Source organism: Mangrovimonas sp. ST2L15, from assembly GCF_001280515.1.
GTDB classification, from domain to species: Bacteria; Bacteroidota; Bacteroidia; order Flavobacteriales; family Flavobacteriaceae; genus Mangrovimonas; species Mangrovimonas futianensis.
In genome coordinates this window covers 135,289-155,213 of the sequence record NZ_LBIQ01000019.1, presented here as the reverse complement: position 1 = coordinate 155,213, position 19,925 = coordinate 135,289, and the positions used below count along the sequence as shown (strand labels likewise).

Here is a 19,925-nt window from a genome sequence, read left to right as displayed (position 1 = left end):
AGGTCACTTCAGAGGAAGCGCTACATTCGTTGTCTAGGGCGTATATGATGGTGATCTCCTCGGATGGGGAGGCTCCGGTCACTTCTCCCGTGGTTGGGTCAATCACCGCAACCGGTGGCTGGGGATCGCCAAAACTGAAGGTCCCGCCGGGTTCGCCCGTAAGGGTCACCACCGCTCCGTCACAGGTAGGGTCTACCGTAAAACTCGTATCGGCAAATGGCTCGATGATCAAATTGAATACTGGGTCGGGGCTTATGCTAATACATTCTGAATTTGGGTCGGTGGGCTCGATACGCACCCATATAGGTTGCGGGGATGATGTAACTGTATATGGACTTGTTAAGTTTCCAGTTTCAGTATCAGCATTCTCAAAACTCGTGTAATAAGTAACAAGAAAATCAGAAGGATTTTGGGCTCCAAGGATATTAGAGGTTTGTGATTCCAAATCAAAATCGGCTACACCGTCATTGCTTTCGTCATCACATTGAATCATGTCTTCAACAGGGTTAATGATGGGAGCTGTGTAAATGGTGACCGTTAAAGGTACCAAATCACTCATACAACCATTACTATTTTCTTGAGATACATAATAGGTTATTTCTCCAACAATATTTGTGTCTATGGTTGGTGTGTCTGAAAGTGGTAACGTACCATCAGCATCTTCAAACCAATGAATAGTATGGTCTTCAATTGGTGTTATTTCTAAGGATTCAGCAGTACTTCCTTGGCAATAAAATACATCTTCAGTAACTGGTTCTTCTACATCATCTTCGCTATATATAATTGAAATGGAAGAAGTACAGTAAACAGAAGACCATTCATAGATATATTCTCCTGGTTCTGTAAATCCTGAAACAGTAATGTAATTTCCATTGACATCACTAATATTTGTAGAAGCAGGATTGCTGGCATCTTCAATCCAAGTACCGCCACCAATACTTTCAATAATAGCTTCCTGATCACAATAAACGTTAATGGGGCCCTCAGTTAATATTCCAAGATTCGCCGTGAAACTAATGGCATCTAGAAAATTACCAACACTGGCGCCACCGACACTACTAACCGATTGGAATATAAATCTGGTGGTTGGTTGACCCGCAGGCACCGTATATGATCCAGTGTTATAACTCCAAGCAGTAGTTCCGGTAGATACAGGAGGCCCAACATTAATATAGGGGCCTCCAGGAGGACCAGCCATAAGTTGGCAGGTATCTGTACCCATTCTTCCTCTATGGGCAAATCCATAATTAAAAATAGTGCCCGTTGGAGAGTCATAGTCTTGATATAATCCGGAGACTACATTGGCATTTAGTTCAACAAATTGGTCACCTGAATAGGCAGGAATACTTTGATAGTTGGGATCGTTCCACATTTCTATTTGACCATCTGATGCCGTGGTACTCCATCCAGGGACATATGTTTGGTTTAAAAAAGTTGGATAAGTACCTGTAATAGATGGTTGTTCAAAATCGGCATTTTCAGTAGTTACAATACAATCTTCGGCATCTAGGAGGCTACTATTATTTATATTTTTTGAGAAGTAAAAATCTGAATTTTGCAGGTCAATATTTAACCAGTAAATTTCTTTAGAAGATAAATCAATTGATTTTTCAGAAAAATTAGAATTTTTAAAAAGAACTTCTCCTTTAATGTTGTAAAGAGTAACAATTAAATCTTTATTTACATACTCAGAAACATTTTTTAAGTGTTCATTAAAAAGTTTAAGCTCTTTCGAGGAAATTTTAATAAATGGTCCTTTTTTAGACCAAGTTTTATTTTTATCCATATTATGGATAAAAGATATTATAGGGTTCTCGTTAACAATTTTTATAGTAACTTTAGAGTAGCTGAATGCAGTAGAAAGAATTGTTATCCAAACTAATATTGAAAGAGCTATTTTTTTAATCATTAGGGTGTAATTTGGGCGTCTAAAATAATCAAAAAAAACCGTATGTAGTTAATTAGTACTACATATAGAGGATTTTTGATAAAAAGTTAAAATACTTAACTTAAATTAACGAATTGATATTTCTTTAGTTACACATCTGTTTTTTTATTATTGTAATAATGAAAAGATGTAACTTTACATTTTAATAATTTTGATTAAATAATTAACAATGAAACAAAAATTACTTCTTCTATTTTTAATATTGATTATAACTCGTTTATCAGCACAAGACTATGAGGTTTTAAGTGTTGCTTCGGGATATAATGATGATGTTATAGCAAATGGTTCAGGTGATGCCATGACGTTAACATCTATTGGAGTTGATAATGCCAATTACGCCTATATGTCAACCGATTTTGTTAATCCATCAGGTGTCAGTGCCCCTGCTACAGCATTGCCTGTAAATGGATTGATTTCTAGCAGTAATATATCTGGTCTCACATTTCAATTAGGGGATTACTCATCTAATAATTCGTTAAGACTTGAAAATTTGGACCAAACAGAAACTTTAGTGTTTTCTAATCAAGTTTCCGCAACTGACCTCTATGTACTGGTTACATCTGGAAGTGGTGCATCCACCATATTTTTACAAGTCAACTTTACGGACGGAACCAGTGCGTCATCCATACACACAGCGCCAGATTGGTATAACAGTAATACCTTGCCGATTGCTTTGCAAGGTGTAGGTAGAGTAAATAGGAATAACAACAACATTGAAACACCTTTCAATAATCCTAGAATTTACAGAATTGATGTTGAAATCGCACCTGAAGATCAAACAAAACTTATTGAAAGTGTGCAATTTTCTAAAATATCAACAACAGGAGTTTTTAATGCTTTTGCTGTATCGGCTAATCTGTTAAGTACCTGTCCGTCACCAGAGGCTGTGACATTTTCTTCTATTTCTTTGGAAGGAGCTATAGCCTCTTGGGAAGTTCCGGTTGTTGAGCCCACATCTTATGATTATTATTTTAGTGATTCGAATACAGCTCCTATCGATGTAACAGAACCAACTGGAAATACTACAGATACTTCAATAGATTTAGATGGTTTTAATCCCGTTACTACGTATTATTTTTGGATACGCAGTAACTGTGGAGAAGGTGATGAAGGGCCTTGGATTGGTCCATTTTCATTTCTTACTCCAGTAGGAAATGATGAATGTTCTGGAGCTTTGGATATTCCAGTAAATCCTGATGAGGATTGTGTTTCAGTAGTTTCAGCTGATTTTACGGGTGCTACGGAATCTTCTCAAGCAAGTGATTGTGCGACGGCTAATAGTGGTGATATTTGGTATCAATTTACTGCTGTGGAAAATACCCATATCATTGATTTGGTAAATTTTGATTATCAATCAGACCAATATGTTTCCACGGTTATTTTAACCCTTTATGAAGGAACTGAATGTGATGCATTGAATCAAATGTATTGCAGTACAAATAATAGTATTACTGCCTATGGACTAACTCCTGGCAGTACCTATTTTTTAAAGATATTGTATATCTATACAGCGGGAGATATTGATTTAGGTTTTGATATTTGTGTCAAAACACCAGAACCCAATGAGGATGGTTCCAGTGTAGATTGTTTGATAAATACAGTAAATAGTGACTTTTCATATCCAGTCGTGAATGGTATTTTCCCTCCACTTATCGATCAGGATGCGGTATTGGGTTGGAGTACTACAGCTGCTGATGGCTTTATCGAAGTGTGGCCAGTGCCAAATTTTCAAGATGTCCCATCCTATTCAGGTGATCAGTTTATTGAATTGAATGCGAATTTAGAGGGAGGTGTTTACCAAGATTTTGATACACCGGTTACAACTACCTTTAATTATGGTTTTGCTCATAGAGGACGAAGTGGTGTTGATACCTGTGAGTTATTGGCAGGACCTCCGGGAGGTCCATATATAAGTGTTCAACAAGTAAGTACGGGGAATTCTACATGGAGTTATAATACAGGTAGTTATGTTGTTCCAAATGGGCAACCAGTGACCCGATTTATATTTCAGGCGGTTTCAACGGCTACAGGAGATAATAGTGTTGGTAACTTTTTGGATGCTATCAGTTTTACAGCCAATAATGGAATTTTAACTGATAATCCGCTTAATATGGCATGTGATGAAGAGGAAATTACAGTATCTGCTGCAGGAATTGGATCATGGACTATTTTGGAAGGAAATCCATCGGAAACCGTGATAGCAGATCCATCCTCTAATGAAACTGTCATTTCTGGTTTTTCGGCTCCTGGAACTTATTACTTTGAATGGGAAACCCTATATTGTTCAGATATATTGGAAGTTGTTTTCACAGCACCCGTTTTAGAGTTTTCATTTGAATTTGATACGATTTGTTTTGATCAAGATTTTGTTTCTCCAATTTTAACAGATGGTTTTGAGACTGGAGGGGTATTTTCGTCTGCAGAAGGTTTATCGATTGATTCTTCTACTGGAACTATTGATGTTCAAAACAGTATTCCAGGATCTTATGAAATAACATATACCATTGACCCGAGCCAAGCTGGGGATTGTGATAATACCTATAGTACGTCCATTTCCATAGTAAATCCGGTTGCAGAATTCTCTTATGATCAAGACCCCATTTGTGGTGATGTTGGTTTGGTGGCTCCAATTTTGGCCGATGGTTTTAGTGAAGGTGGTATATTTTCAGCAGATATAGCTGGATTGGATCTTAATGCGGCTACGGGAGAAATTAATTCTGAAAACAGTGCAATTGGAGACTATGTAGTGACTTATACTTTGGACGAATCAGTCCTTGGTTGCGGTGCTTCTTATAGTATATCGATTTCCATAGTTGCTCCAGTTGTTGAGTTTAGTTATGAGTTTGCGGGTATTTGCTTTGATGTAACAACGGTAAGCCCTGTTTTGGGAGATGGCTTTACTACCGGAGGAACTTTTACGGCTCAAACAGGTTTGGCCTTGGATGCATCCACAGGAATAATTGATGTGACTAATAGTAGTCCTGGAATGTATATGGTAACCTATAATTTACCAGCCGATGTTTTAGGCTGCGAGGATTCTTATGAAGTAGAATTTTCTATCTATGAAGGAGTCGCCCTAGAAATTTCTGGAGCATGCGACGGACTTTCTTATTATTTGAGCGTGGAGAGTTTAAATGATTTGGATGTAAATGATATGGCTATTACATGGACAGGTCCAAATTCATTTTCTGATAGTGGAGATATTATTGAGATTGTAGATTCTGGTGTATATGAAGTAACTGCAGTTTCAGTAAATGGTTGCGAATATACAGGTGCTTTTACTGTTGAAAGTACGTTCTGTACCATACCAGAAGTTATTACACCTAATAGTGATGGTTTTAATGATTCGTTTGATCTTACCGGATTGAATGTAAGTGATATTAAAATTTTCAATAGATATGGAACTGAAGTATTTTCTGAAGTCAATTATACCAACCAATGGCATGGTCAAGAAAAGGGTAGCTCTAAAACGTTGCCAGTAGGAACCTATTTCTATGTTTTAAATTTCGCAGACCAAAGAGAATCTCTGACAGGCTGGGTATACATGACTTACTAATAGTCAAACGATACTGAATATTTTAGAAAGACCATTTTATAATGGTCTTTTTTTTTGTTTCTAATGGTTTGATTTAGAGAAGTTTCATGTGGTTTTTAAGATATAGTGGGCAAGTAATTAAGTTAAAATAAAGTGAGTTCGATTTAATTGTTTTTTATAAAGAACTGAATGGGATTAATTGTAAATAGCTATCTGGTTGAGCGCAGTGAAACCTAATAAAATAGAACGATTTTCAGACCTTTCGGCTTACTTTGTAAACTATCTTCAAACAAAATACATTTTGTTCTCGATATTGCTCAAGGGGACAATGGTACAATTTACTTCATTTAAGGAACAACTATATTAATGTTTTCTGTTGAACTCAAGTTAAAATATGGTATGTAGACAGCTATAGCTATGCACTTTGGAACTATTCTGTGGTTTAAAAAGATTTTTGTTTAATGTTTTTATCCTGTGAATTGGTTTTTGGGAAGTAATTGCCCTAGATACTTTTTTTAGAGCTAGGGCCTAAGTTTAGTTTATAATTTAATGACCGAATCGAGTGTTGAAAAAAAATCCCTGACACGTCGATGCCAGGGATTTTCAAATTTAAAAAGTAAAGGGCTATTAAAAGGGTAATTTTTCTTATTGCTTGATAATTCTAAATGTTTTAGAACCCTCTGTAGAATTAACTGTTACAAAATAAACACCTTGAGAAAGGTTGCTTGCATAGATCGTGTTTTCATTGAAATCAACGGCAACTTTTTGTCCAAGAACGGTAAAGACATCAACTGATTGTACATTCATACCTTTAACAAACAATTGATCCTTAACAGGGTTTGGATACATAGTCACATTTACCAAAGTTTGTTCGTTCACAGATAATCCTGCTTCTTCAGAGAACTTAATACTTGCAGCAAACACGTTAATTACGCCTCCTGTTTCTTTCTGAAAATCAATTGAGGTTATAGTCTTTGTATAATTGCCTTCCTCTAGAGCAATAGCCATTTCGTAAATTCTTGGATTGTTACTTGGGGTCTCAACGTTATCACTTGTAGTATTTACACGTCCAATTCCAGCAATCACATAGTTACCTCCATTGTACCAATCTGATACTGCAGTAGTCGGGATGGCTTGTGTAGACCCATCATTAAAGTGGATAGTTCCAGACATGCTACCTGAACCACCTCCAGAAACGACGCTTAAATATAAGGTCTCAGCTGGATAGGCATTGGTAACGGTTAAAGTACCACCTTCACTGGCAGTTGGCATTCTTAAAGAATTGTTGTCTCCATATGATTGAAGTTCAAAACTCAAACCAGAGGTATTTGGGCTATTCAAAACACCATTTAAAGGTAATCCTACCGAAACTAAGTTAGAGCCAGTTGGATCAAAATCTTTTGAAAAATATGCATAATCTCCACCATCAATATCATTTGTTGTCGAAGAAGCTGATGCACCAACACCGTTAGCAATAACATCATCTGTATATCCTGAAGTTTCAAGAGTCGTATAGCTTCCAAATGTAAATGGTCCAGACCAAGGGCTATAACCACCACCAGTACATATCGTTCTGACGTAATACTCTTTAATTTCGCCATAGGTCAAGGATTCTTCATAAGAAGCCTCAGAAACAACCATTCCCGATGATGGTTCTCCAGATCCCGTTGCTTGAACAGCAATTTCATATCCATCCTCAGAAGGACCAGACCAACTCAAAGTAGCTGAGTTAGGGGTAACGACTGCATCCAAATCTGAAGGCGCATCACAATATGGAGTTCCATATGTCAAAACATCATCAACATATAAATACCATTCATTTGTAGAAATGGCTTTGATAGCAAAATAGATTGTTTCTCCTACATAAGCGGATAAATCATAGTTATACTCTGTGTAAGTTGTTCCAGGCCCAACATTGGTTGCTAAAACCTCTGTAAAATCAGATTCTGAATTTCCTGTGGTTGATACTAATACATCAAATTCATCTATATATGAGGAACTGTAATTTCTAGACCAGAAGCTTATCATATCAGAAACATGTTCTGTCACAGTAAATGCAGGTGTAATTAAATAATCATTATGTGCTGCATTCCAAGTGTATTGAATTCTCATGGATTTGGTTCCGGTATGGGCATATGTACTATAGTCATATTGTACCCATGTATTATTATCACCACCATTAATAATGGTCCAACAGTCAGGAATACCATCCCCTTCAAAACCTTCGTCAATTCCAGGAAGGGCATCGCACCAAGTTGTAAAGTTAGTGGTTGTCCAGGAACTAAACCCGTCTACACCACAATTAGCTCTTACATATACGGTGTAAGTGGTTGCAGGATCTAAACTTGAAAAATCAAAGGAATTGGTGTCTGTTGGTTCTCCAGAAGTTGGTGCTGGATCTCCGTTTAAAACATAGGCTACTTCCCAAGCAGAAGCTGTTCCCATATCCCAGGACGCAGAACCTTCTGTTGTTGAAGTTGCAGCAGCACTTAAGTTGGTAGGTGCTGGACATGCAATAGTGGTTGTAAAGCTTAATGGTCCCACCCAGTAGCTATATCCTGTTGTTTGGCAAACAGTTCTAATATAAGCATCGTAAGCTGTTTCAGGTGTTAAATCTGTAAAAGTATAAGTTGATTGATCGGTAGTGTCATCACCAGTAACTGGCTCACCTGCACCATCCAAAACAACGGCAACTTCAAAAGTGTCATTAACATCGTAAGGAGTCCAAGAAATTTCAGCATCATACGCGCCTACAGTTCCTAAAGCAAGGTTTGATGGCGTAGGGCAATCTGCAGCTAATTTCCCTGAAACAGCAAAAATGTTTAAAGTGATATTAGCTGAACCACCATTTGGTGTAACATTGGTTACGGTTAATCCAGTAACGGTTTTTGCTTGATTGGCTGGGTCTATATCAACAGAAAGTTCATATATTCTTGGATTCGTTCCACCACCATTAGACAAACCATTGTCAGTCATATTAACACGACCTATTCCATTAATGATATAATTGCTTCCTCCATACCAATCAGAAACACTTAAACCTGAAAAGGCTTGAGTGGTTCCATCCTGAAAATCGATAGTACCACTAAAAGTTGAAGGGCCACTACCTGAGGTTGCTGCAAAATAGATGGTTTCGTAACTTCCCGTTTCGGCGAAAGTAATTGAAGAATCTACATCTCCAGAAGCGGGAATACGTAAAGAGTTGTCTTCGTCGTAACTGGCTAGTTGAAAAGATAAATCGGTTGTGTTAGGGCTAGAAATAAGGCCTCCAACAGGAAGACCATAAGTCGTACCTCCATCTCCTGCATTTACTTCATAGCCTATTTCTAGGAAACAATAATTAGCGCCATCTACATCATTTGTAGTAACATCAACCGCAGCTCCAACACCGTTAGCAATAACATCGGCATTAAGACCTGTAATCGTGAAGGTGACAAAATCAGCAGGATCCATGATTGGACTCATCTCTGATTTTTTAGGTGAGGGATTTTTGGAGGCAAATGTTGCCAAACCAAAAACAGTTGTTAGAAAAGCAGCAGAAGCAAATCTCTTAGCCACCCTAAAGTAGTTTTTTCTCATAAAATTTTAGTTTAAAAAATAGAGTTAAAATTAACGTGACTAATATATTTTTTGTTGAAGAGGAGCACTATAAGATGTGTTTCAAATAGTATCATTTTTGTTTCATTTTCTTTGAAACACCTGATAATGTGCATTTTTTTAACAATAAGATAATAAGAAAAGATAATTAAATGATCATAATATAATTATCTGATTATTGCCAATGGATATATGGAAAAGGCTTTATTTTTTATCAAAATGTTTTCAGGACGATCGATCACAAATGAGTAGTGGCTGATTTTTTCTTCTCATTATTTATTAATAGGCAGGCTTTGGTTGTTGTATTTTAGGAAAGTAAATTCTTATAGTTTAATAGGTTATTTTATATTTTTAGGAACTTGCGATCTATTGTTTTAAACCCTTGTTCTCTAAATACTCTGTAGGCGTCAAACCATAGGTTTCTTTAAAACACTTTGAGAAGTATGAAGGACTTCCAAAGCCAGTCTTGTATGACACTTCGGCGATATTGTAATTTTCTTTTAAGAGCGTAGAGGCTCTTTTTAATTTATAGACTTGTATAATCTTGCCTGTTGTCATATTTGTTAAAGCTTTAATTTTTCTATGAAGACTGGTTCTGCTCATGTTCAAACTTGAAGCTAAATCGTTCACGCCAAATTGTTCATTACTTAAATTGTTTTCAAGTATCTGTTCTACTTGTAATAAGAAAGGATCACTCTTTTCCTTATTGTTTTTTTCTTCACTGTAATTAGGTAATAGTTTGAGTTCTTCAAAGATAGTCTCTCGTTGACTCTTTTGTAATTCAAGTCTATTTTTAATCCTAAGTAGTAATTCTGAAACATTAAATGGTTTTGATACATAATCATCAGCTCCAAGAGTTAATCCTTCTAATCTGCTCTTTAAATCGGTTTTGGCTGTTAATAGGATAACTGGAATGTGGTTTGTTACCATATTTTCTTTGACTTGTTTACAAAGCTCGAGACCATCCATTTTGGACATCATAACATCACTTATTATGATATCTGGAATGATTTCATTGGCTAATTTTAGTCCTTTTATAGCATTATCTGACTTAATAATATTATAGTGGGGTTTTAAACTAATGGATAGGAAATCTAGCATTTCTTCATTATCTTCTACCAATAGAATGGTAGGAGATTCATCATCTTTAATTAATGTTGCACTAACTAGCTCTTCATTTTTTACTTTCGGAAGCTTAGCTAGGGACTCAACTTTCTTATAAGGTAAATAAATTTTAAAAATGGTGCCCGAGTCGTCTCCAATACTACTTTCTACATTTATTTTGCCATTTTGCATTTGTACAAGCTCGTTCACTAAGGATAGACCTATACCACTGCCAGTGACAATATTTTGGTTGTTCTTGGAATTTTCTGATTGATAAAACCTTTCAAAGATATGAGGTAAGTCTTTTTTAGAAATTCCAATACCGTCATCTTCAATCTTTACGATTACGCCGTCTTTTTCTTCTGATAGGCTCAAAAGTATTTTGCCTCCTCTTTTACCATATTTAATGGAATTGGAGATTAGGTTGTTTATAATTCTTTCAAGCAAGTATGGAGAGAAAATATAATTTGCAGTTAGCGGAGAAATTAAATCAATTGTTATGATTTTTTCTTTGGCTTCTTCCTTAAATGCTTCTATACTTTTCTTTATGGATAATACCATATCGCCTGGGAAATAGTTGGCTTCCAAAACACCAGCCTCTATTTTTGAAATGTCCAATAGCTGATCGGAAAGATTTAATAGGTTATTGGCGTTTTTTTTAATGATAGACAGTAATCTTTTTCTATTTTTTTTCTTTTTGGTTTTCTTAAGTTGCTCTACAGGGGCTATTATAAGAGATAGAGGCGTACGCAATTCATGGGTTAGGTTTGTGAAAAACCTTGTTTTAAGATTGTTAATCTCCCTAAAGTGATCAGCTTCTTTTCTTTTAAGTTCTATTTCTTTATTAATCACTTTTTGCTTTATGGATCTTTTGATGAAAAGGAATATTATGGCAGAAAATGCCATGATATATAAAAAAATAGCCCAGGTGGTCTCCCACCAAGCAGGAGAAATATTTATATCTAATGTTTCAATATCAGTACTCCATACCCCAGAAGTATTTGTTGCATTTACTTCTAAAGTATAATCACCAAAGGGTATTTTTGTATAAACAGCTTCATTTTTTCCTTTTAAAACTACCCATTCGTCGTCATATCCTTTTAATCGATATCTATATTTAATATCATCCGACTGAGAGAACTCTAAAGCCGAAAACTCAATAATTAAGTTGTTTTTAAAATGGGGCAAGTCTAAAGTTTTTAAATCACTGTATATTAAAAAGTTATCGCCTTCTTTTAAATATGATTCATTGTTTATTTTAATTTGAGTTATAACAACGGAGGGGTTGAATTTGTCATCACTTATACTTAAAGGATTAAAAATGGTACCTCCATTTATTCCTCCAAAAGCAAAGTCTCCATTGGGCATTATGAACTGGTGATATCTATTATATTCTAGAGCTGTTAATCCGTGAGACGATGAAAAAGTCCTATGGTTTAAAGTTTTGCTATTGAATCTACAGAGACCTTTATTGGTTCCCAGCCATAAAAATCCTTTATTGTCTTCTAGTAGGGTATAAATGGTATTATCTGGGAGTCCATCTTCTATAGTGAATAATTTATTTTTAAAAGTATTTTTGTTGAATTTCAGCAATCCATAATAACTGGCTATCCATAATATGTTTTTCTCTTTGCTGTCCGAAATAATGCTAATTAAGTTGTTGGTAGGTAAACCATTTGTGGTATTTTCAGCTTTAAACTGGGATATTTTACTTGTTTTGGTATCAATACGAATTAGCCCACTGTATTCAGTTGTAATCCAAATGTAATTATCATCTAATAGGATGGAACTTGGGCTTAGTTTATTTTTAAAACTAGCCTTAAGTAATTTTGAATAGGGTTCTAAATACCATTGCTGCTCATTATCATTATAGCTAAATATGTTGCAACTTTCATCAATAACCAATGGATTACCATTCCTATTAATAGTTATTCCCTTTATTGGTACAAAATCATCTATGGTGGGAACTGGCAAATTCTTGAGTTTGGATAGCTTGTTCCCACCTGGCTTGTAGTAGGCAACAGTTCTATGTAAAGCAACCCATATTTTATCGTTGTATTTTACAGATCTTAGATAGTAACTAGGTAGTAAAAGTAATTTATTACTGGTGTTGAAATTAAAATAATCCTCTAGAGAAATATTAAATTGATTTTTAAAAAGAGTCATTGCAAAATCATCTTCATAACTAAAGTCTTTAAAATTTAGGCTAAAATCGACTTGATATACACCATCTGTATTGGCCGCAAGCCAAATCAGGCCAGATTGGTCCACTAGAAAATCATAAAATAAAGGTTTCTTTTTAATATTGTCATCGTCAAAGGGCAACTGACCTAAGAGTGTTATGCCTTTAACATCTTCGTATGTATAAATATTTCTATTAATGATTATGTAGTCTTCCCCATTTGAATTTGTTTGAATTTGTTTAAATCCTTTAGTTTCATGTTTGGGCAATGGCAACCTTTTAAATGAGTTATTCTTAGGGTCAAAAAAGTTAAGATACTCTTCACCTAGCCACATGAATTCCCCGTTATCTCTCTCAAATAAGTTTGTAGCGGGCTCATTTTCTATAGAATTTGAAGCATAAGGGTTGACTATGAGCTCAAATTTATTCAGGGACGTATTAAATTTATTTATCCCCTTAAGGCCAAGAACCCAAATGTTGTTACTACGGTCAATAAAAATGTTGCTTATTTTATCTTCGTCGGGGGTATATGTTTTTTTGTCTAATGCTTTATCAGTAGCATTTAAGTTTAGACTATAGACATTATTTTCATAATAGTACCATAGTTTACTTTTCTTATCTATGTAGCCATTCCCTGTTTGATAATAATTTTCAACTCCCGGTATATGGGTTATCTTACCCGTATTTAAGTCCAGTAAATCTAATTCGTCCGTTTCATACTGGATCCATATGGTGTTGCCTTCCCCTTTTTGAAGTTTGGATATGATATTTGAAGCCAGTGAATTAACTTCTCCAGGAACGTGTTGTAAGATTTCAAGTTTATGGCCTTCATAACGTGCCAATCCATTTCTGGTACTTATCCAGATAAAACCATTATGGTCTTCCAATAAATCTGAAACAAAGGACTGAGGAAGGCCTTCATTTACAGAGATGTGTTTGATGTTTTGGGCATTGCAAAGTAAAGTAGATATAAAAAATAAAATTAAAAACTGGATGAACCTCATGCGCTAATTAGTAATAAATAATTTTAGGTTTTAATTAATTATAATTAAAAAATCTCCTATTTCGTAGGGGAACTATTAAATTGTTGTTAGAATTGAATTAATATTCAAATAAAGCATTTAAAATTACACTTATTCAATTTTTAGTTATTTTTATTATCAAATTAAAAGCCAATGGCAGTGTCGTCACCTCTCGAGTCGGCGCCTCCTTCATAGGAGCCATTATCCAATTTTAAAATGCCATCAACTTTTCCAATAACCGGTGTTCTTACTTGGTTTGTTTTATAACCCTTTACTTCTAGTTTATTAATAAGTTTAGGACTAAACTCATTGGGTTCCATAACAATTTCGTCTGGTAACCATTGGTGATGAAATCGTGGTGCATTAACAGCTTGCTGTATAGGCATTTCAAATTCGTAAACATTTAAAATGGTTTGAAATACAGAGGTGATAATGGTAGAGCCGCCTGGGGTCCCTAGGGTCAAATAAAGTTCCTTGTTCTTTTCAACAATCGTAGGGGTCATTGAGCTTAGCATCCGTTTTTCGGGTTCAATTTTATTGGCCTCGGCTCCAATCAAACCAAACATGTTGGGCTGTCCTGGCTTGCTACTAAAGTCATCCATTTCATTGTTTAGGAAAAAACCAAGTTCATCAACATAAACCTTAGATCCGTAGGCACCATTTAAAGTGGTTGTAACTGCAATAGCATTTCCAAAGGGGTCAACAATAGAGTAGTGGGTGGTTTCGTCACTTTCATTTGGAAGGATATTACCATGAGAGATAGCTGAGGATGAAGTCGCTTGGTCAAATGAAAAGGAAGCCATTCTACCTCCTAAGTAGGAGCTAGCAATCAAGGAGTCTGTAGGGATATTTACAAAATCTGGATCTCCTAAATAATAACTTCTATCTGCAAAACTTCTTCTTTCTGCTTCTGTCATAACTTGTATAGCTTCTAATGAATTATGACCATATTGCTTTAATGGAAACGATTCTACCATCTTCATCATTTGGGCTAAACATATTCCACCACTTGCCGGAGGCGCCATGGAAATTATTTTTAAATCTTTATAGCCAAAGATTATGGGATTTCTCCATTTAGCTTCATATTTGGATAAATCTTCCCTGGTTAAAATTCCTCCCTCTTTTTGAATGTAATTAATCAAAATTTCAGCTGTTTGACCATGATAGAATTCTTCCTTTCCATTGCGAGCGATCCGTTCCAAGGTTTTGGCTAAGGCTAGATTTTTTAAGGTATCGCCTTGGACTAAGCTTTTAGATATTAAAGTGTTTTTGCCGTTTACCAAGTAAATAAGGCTATCATATTTTTTAAATTGTCCTTCTTGATGTTTTGTAATTACTACACCTTTTCTTGCAAGTTCAATAACGGGTTTGATAAGTTCTTTGATTGGAATACTACCAAATCTTTCATGGGCTTCAAAAAGTCCAGCCATACTTCCAGGTACGCCCACGGCATAAATTCCTAAGGTACTTTTATTAGGTATGATTTCTCCAAATTCATCTAGATACATAGTTTCACTGGCATTCATGGGAGCTTTTTCCCGAAAATCCAAACTTCCTACTTCGCCATTGCTTAGTCTATAAACAAGGAAACCACCGCCTCCCAAATTACCTGCATAGGGGTAAGCAACTGCTAAAGCAAGATGGGTGGCAAACATGGCGTCAAAGGCATTACCGCCTTTTTTCATGATGTCTGATCCTATTTTAGAGGCTTCTTTTCTAGCTGAAACCACCATAGCCTTTTTTGTAATCAAACCTCTTTCAACAATATTTTTTGGTTTATTGCATGAAATAAGGTTTACGAGAAAAATGGCAAGGATTGTGTTAAGATATCTTATTCTCAATTTCAGGAAGTTTAGTTTTGGTAAAGTTGATAAGTTCGGCAAAGAAGTGAGTGAATTCGATTTCAAAATCAAAATAGTATAGGCGCAATTCATTGATTGCTTGATGCATGCCAGATTTGTAGTTTGTTCTGCGATTCATGCCGTTTAAAACGTTTTGGATACCTTCAATTTGCGCATAATTAAGGAGCCAATCTTCGGCTTTCATAAAGGGAAGCATTCTTTGGGTATTTGCAGGGAGCCAATCAAAGTTTTCTTCCATGATTTGATAAAAATTCGTGGTAAATTGCTTTAAAGGAACTGTGCTGTAATCTGACCAATTTTTTGCTAGAAAGTGATCATATAAAATATCTACAATTACCCCACTGTAATGACTGTACTTGGCATGTAATCGTTTGGAACTTTGTCTTACTATCGGGTGAGCATCAGTAAATGTGTCAATTTCTCTATGGAGGAGGATACCTATTTGAACCTCCTTAGGGTAGTCTAAATATTGCTTTCCTTTAATACTATCGGCAATAAAATTTCCAATGGTAACCATTTCATTGTTTCCCGATAAATAGATGTGGGCCAAGTAATTCATTTAATAAATATATGTATTTTTAAAGTTTAAAAATTTCCTCTTTGAAAAGACTTCCAAATTTAGATCCTCTAAGATTTGTTTTAGCATCAATTGTCGTCTTGTTTCACATTCCGCAATTAAGTGAAAATCAAGGGTTGCCTTATTTGGAAGGTATTCCATTATTCCAAAAGGGAACCGAAGCGGTTTATGTTTTTTTTGTGCTAAGTGGTTTCCTGATTATTAGACTTATTTATTTTAAGAGGCAAGTTGGCCAATTTTCAATTCGAAAATTTTATATGAGACGGATACTTAGAATTTTCCCTTTATATTATCTAATTTTTCTTTTTGGAATTTTTTTTTACCATGCCTTGTTGCCTTTTTTAGGGATAAATTTTGAAATTAAATATTCGATTGAACAAGCTTTGTTTTACAATGTCTTTTTTTTAGCTAATGTTTTTGAGAAAATTTATGATCCTGGAGGAATTTTGGCTGTCCTCTGGTCTATAGGAATTGAGGAACAATTTTACATTTTGATAGCACCGATTCTCTTTATAATACCAGTTAATAGAATTTTAAAAGGTCTGGGCCTTATATTTTTTGGCTATTTCATTTTATTTCATTCCGAATTAATTCCTTTTTTGAAAATATATAGGTTTGTTTACTTTTTTCTAATAGCAGGAGGTGTGGTGGCTATCTTGGAAGAGGAAAAGAGACTTAAATTTCTTTATTCAAATAAGATACTACCTGTATTCATTGTTATTTTGAATGTTATTTACTTTACTACCAATTGGTTTGTATTAGAAAACAGATTTCTTTATAACCTCTTGAGCACGTTACTGTTTTGTTTGCTTATACATACATTAGCTTATAATAATATAGGTAAACAGATTAAAAATTCTATTTTAAATTATTTAGGGCGGATATCTTATGGAATCTATATGTATCACATCATTGCTCTAAACTTTAGTGTGTTTTTAATATTGAAGGTCTATGAGAATAAAAATTTAAATGACAATTTAACGATTGTTCTTATTTATATTATGACTTTTGTACTAACAATAATTATGGCACATTTATCATATAAATATTTTGAGCTAAAATTTTTAAAAATTAAAAATAAATTCAGATAATGACTCTTATAAAATCAATTTCAGGAATTCGTGGGACTATTGGAGGTGAAGTGGGAACTAATTTAACGCCTATTGACACAGTAACTTTTGCCGCTGCTTACGGAACATGGCTTAAGCAATACCGACAAAAGGAGAATTATAAGGTAGTAGTGGGGAGAGATGCCAGAATATCAGGAGAAATGATACAGAGTTTGGTGATGAATACCTTGGTAGGTATGGGAATTCACGTTGTTGATTTGGGATTATCTACAACACCCACCGTTGAAGTTGCTGTTCCTATGGAGCATGCTGATGGAGGCATTATATTAACGGCAAGCCATAACCCAAAACAATGGAATGCTCTAAAACTTTTGAATGAAAAGGGTGAGTTTTTAAATGGGGCAGATGGCGAGCAAATTTTAAAAATTGCAGAAAGTCAGGCTATGTCGTTTTCAGAAGTGGATGCGCTTGGAAAAATCACCAAAAATGATGCTTATATCGATTTACATATTGATGAGGTATTAAACCTCAAGTTGGTTAATAAATCAGCCATAGAAAAGGCTAAATTTAAAGTGGTTGTTGATGGTGTGAATTCCACGGGAGGGATTGCCATTCCTAGATTATTGGAACGATTGGGTGTAGATGTTGTGGAATTATATTGTGAGCCTAATGGTCAATTTCCTCACAATCCCGAACCTTTAAAAGAGCATTTAACCGATTTGTCTCAAGCAGTAGTAAAAGAACATGCTGATTTGGGAATCGTGGTAGATCCAGATGTTGATAGATTAGCATTTATGGATGAAAATGGTCATATGTTTGGCGAGGAGTATACCTTAGTGGCTTGTGCCGATTACGTTTTGGACAAACATCCTGGTAACACCGTAAGTAATATGAGTTCTACTAGGGCTCTAAGAGATGTAACCGAAAAACACGGAGGGACTTATGAAGCCAGTGCCGTAGGAGAAGTAAATGTGGTTACTCTCATGAAGAAGAATCAAGTCGTTATTGGAGGCGAAGGAAATGGAGGAATTATTTACCCTGAGCTTCATTACGGTAGAGATGCCTTGGTAGGGGTTGCTTTGTTTTTAAGTCTTTTGGCAGAACGTAAAATGGCGGTGAGTGACTTAAGAAAAACATATCCTAGCTATTTTATGAGCAAGAAGAAAATTGAGTTGACTCCTGATTTAGACGTGGATGGTATTTTAAAAACCATTGAAGCGAATTACTCTGAAGAAAACCTAACAACTATCGATGGTGTTAAAATTGATTTTCCTGAAAACTGGGTGCACCTAAGAAAAAGTAACACTGAGCCGATTATCCGTATATACACCGAAGCTAAATCACAGAATGAAGCTGATGAATTAGCCGATAGATTTATTTCTGAATTAAAGAAAATAGCTGATTCCTAATTATTTTTTAAAGCAGGAGCCTCATGACGATGTTTCCATCGCTTGTGAGTCCATAAGTAAAACTCAGGGGCTTCTTTTATTTGTTTTTCTAAAATACGGTTAAAACTTTCGGTGATTTCAAAATCAGGAACTTCTCTTGGGTTTTCAGATAATACGATGAGCTCAGATTCATAATAACCCCTTTTAACTTTATCAATTTTTAGATAGGTGATGGGGTAATCGTATTTTTTAGATGTGAGCTCAGCCCCAATAAAACACGGGATAGTAACTCCCATAAATTCTCCCCAATAGTTATTTGGTTTTAATTTCGGAGATTGATCGCTTATAAAAGCAATCAGTTTGGCTTCTTTTTTTTCGTGAAGTTCTTCAATACGCTTTAATGCTTGTTTAGAATCCACTAAGGTAGAATTGTATTTTGAACGAATACGTCTTACCAATTTATCGAAATATTTGTTTGCAATAGTCTTGTAAATCCCTAGTGCTGGATTATTAGCGATGGCTTGTAATATGATCGACCATTCGTAACTAGCATAATGGCCATACATAACAACAATACTATTGTCGGTTGCTTCCAGTTTTTTTAAGGTTTCAGGATTTTTAAGTACAAATCGCTTTGCAAGCTCCCTTCTTGAGGCTGTAAGTGTTTTAATCATCTCAAGAAACAAATCGCACATGTGGTGGTAGAATTTCTTTGTAATCGATTTAATTTCCTGATCAGATTTTTCTGGGAAGACCAATTTAATGTTGTCCCTGACAATATTTTTGCGATAGCCAATGACATAGTATAACAATAAATAAACACCATCGGATATGGCATATAGAATCCTAAAAGGCATTATAGAGATTATCCAAAGTATTGGATAAATTAAAATGTAAGCAATAAATTGCATGAATAAATATTAGATTTGCATTGGCAAATATAACCTTTATTTTTATTGATAATTTAATGTATTTATGGGCAATTTAAGTATCGTGACCATTATTATAATCGCGGCCAATGTGCTAATATCCTATAAAGGGTTTGGTGATTTTGGTTTCTTTGAAAAATATAAATTTAATGTGGGAGCCATTAGAAGGGGGGAGCAAATTAGAATGTTTAGTTCTGGTTTTTTACATGTGGATGTAGCCCATTTGGTTTTTAATATGTTTACGCTTTACTTTTTTGCAAATGTGGTATTGGCCTATTTAGGTAATATCAATTTTATAATTGTCTATGTAGGAAGTTTGCTATTGGGTAATTTATTGTCTTTATACTTTCATAAAAATGAATATTATTACAGTGCAGTAGGGGCCAGTGGAGCCGTTATGGGAGTCATTTATTCTGCAATTTTGCTTCGTCCAGATTTAACAATTTACTTGTTTTTAGTAATTCCGATTCCTGCTTATATTTTCGGGATTGCATATCTGCTTTATACCATATATGGTATGAAAAGTAGAGTAGGTAATATTGGTCATGATGCCCATTTTGGCGGAGCAATTGGTGGTTATGTCATAACATTGATGCTAGCTTCGTGGCTCTTTGAAACCCATTTAACCATGATTATTTTATTATTGATTCCAATAGTGCTATTGTTTGTTTTGAAGAAAATGAATAAAATCTAAATATGAAAAAAGCCCTC

The 19,925-nt window shown here is 35.1% G+C and carries 9 protein-coding genes and 1 pseudogene; 4 read left to right on the top strand and 6 right to left on the bottom strand.

Going from position 1 to position 19,925, the window contains the following annotated elements; translation table 11 throughout:
* Positions 1 to 1,786, bottom strand: a pseudogene (locus ZA07_RS02345) (hypothetical protein); the annotation flags it as partial.
* A 331-nt stretch (positions 1,787 to 2,117) separates the two neighbouring features.
* Here ZA07_RS02345 and ZA07_RS02340 point away from each other — a divergent pair.
* The gene (locus ZA07_RS02340; protein WP_053970123.1) at positions 2,118 to 5,504 is read left to right on the top strand and encodes a gliding motility-associated C-terminal domain-containing protein; all 3,387 of its coding nucleotides are present in this window, start codon (positions 2,118 to 2,120) and stop codon (positions 5,502 to 5,504) included.
* A 624-nt stretch (positions 5,505 to 6,128) separates the two neighbouring features.
* Here the strand turns inward: ZA07_RS02340 and ZA07_RS02335 are convergent.
* From ZA07_RS02335 to ZA07_RS02320, 4 genes are all read right to left on the bottom strand, one after another.
* Entirely contained in the window at positions 6,129 to 9,062 is a 2,934-nt protein-coding gene (locus ZA07_RS02335; RefSeq protein WP_053970122.1) for a choice-of-anchor J domain-containing protein, read from the bottom strand.
* Positions 9,063 to 9,446: 384 nt separating this feature from the next.
* Positions 9,447 to 13,370, bottom strand: coding sequence for a hybrid sensor histidine kinase/response regulator transcription factor (locus ZA07_RS02330; protein WP_053970121.1), 3,924 nt, complete (start codon positions 13,368 to 13,370; stop codon positions 9,447 to 9,449).
* Positions 13,371 to 13,531: 161 nt separating this feature from the next.
* Positions 13,532 to 15,229: a gamma-glutamyltransferase gene (ggt, locus tag ZA07_RS02325; protein ID WP_053970120.1), complete on the bottom strand. Its 1,698-nt coding sequence runs from the start codon at positions 15,227 to 15,229 to the stop codon at positions 13,532 to 13,534.
* Positions 15,210 to 15,809, bottom strand: coding sequence for an ACP phosphodiesterase (locus tag ZA07_RS02320; RefSeq protein WP_053970119.1), 600 nt, complete (start codon positions 15,807 to 15,809; stop codon positions 15,210 to 15,212). Before ZA07_RS02320 ends, ggt begins: the two co-directional genes overlap by 20 nt.
* Positions 15,810 to 15,850: 41 nt before the next feature.
* Here ZA07_RS02320 and ZA07_RS02315 point away from each other — a divergent pair, with 41 nt between their 5' ends.
* Positions 15,851 to 16,918 carry an acyltransferase gene (locus ZA07_RS02315; RefSeq protein WP_053970118.1) on the top strand — a complete coding sequence of 356 codons (1,068 nt, stop codon included), beginning with the start codon at positions 15,851 to 15,853 and terminating at the stop codon, positions 16,916 to 16,918.
* Entirely contained in the window at positions 16,918 to 18,306 is a 1,389-nt protein-coding gene (gene glmM / locus ZA07_RS02310) for a phosphoglucosamine mutase (protein WP_053970117.1), read from the top strand. Before ZA07_RS02315 ends, glmM begins: the two co-directional genes overlap by 1 nt.
* Here the strand turns inward: glmM and ZA07_RS02305 are convergent.
* Positions 18,303 to 19,196: a lysophospholipid acyltransferase family protein gene (locus tag ZA07_RS02305; protein ID WP_053970116.1), complete on the bottom strand. Its 894-nt coding sequence runs from the start codon at positions 19,194 to 19,196 to the stop codon at positions 18,303 to 18,305. The genes glmM and ZA07_RS02305 overlap by 4 nt on opposite strands.
* A 64-nt stretch (positions 19,197 to 19,260) precedes the next feature.
* On the opposite strand from ZA07_RS02305, the gene ZA07_RS02300 reads away from it, so the two are divergent.
* On the top strand, positions 19,261 to 19,908 hold the full coding sequence (locus ZA07_RS02300) for a rhomboid family intramembrane serine protease (RefSeq protein ID WP_053970115.1): 648 nt from the start codon (positions 19,261 to 19,263) through the stop codon (positions 19,906 to 19,908).
* The last annotated feature ends 17 nt before the right edge of the window (positions 19,909 to 19,925 follow it).

Excerpts from the sequence above, each read along its gene's own strand:
- ZA07_RS02340 (WP_053970123.1), top strand. The coding sequence starts at position 2,118 with ATGAAACAAAAATTACTTCTTCTATTTTTAATATTGATTATAACTCGT.
- ZA07_RS02335 (WP_053970122.1), bottom strand. The coding sequence starts at position 9,062 with ATGAGAAAAAACTACTTTAGGGTGGCTAAGAGATTTGCTTCTGCTGCT.
- ZA07_RS02330 (WP_053970121.1), bottom strand. The coding sequence starts at position 13,370 with ATGAGGTTCATCCAGTTTTTAATTTTATTTTTTATATCTACTTTACTT.
- ZA07_RS02320 (WP_053970119.1), bottom strand. The coding sequence starts at position 15,809 with ATGAATTACTTGGCCCACATCTATTTATCGGGAAACAATGAAATGGTT.
- glmM (WP_053970117.1), top strand. The coding sequence starts at position 16,918 with ATGACTCTTATAAAATCAATTTCAGGAATTCGTGGGACTATTGGAGGT.
- ZA07_RS02305 (WP_053970116.1), bottom strand. The coding sequence starts at position 19,196 with ATGCAATTTATTGCTTACATTTTAATTTATCCAATACTTTGGATAATC.
- ZA07_RS02300 (WP_053970115.1), top strand. The coding sequence starts at position 19,261 with ATGGGCAATTTAAGTATCGTGACCATTATTATAATCGCGGCCAATGTG.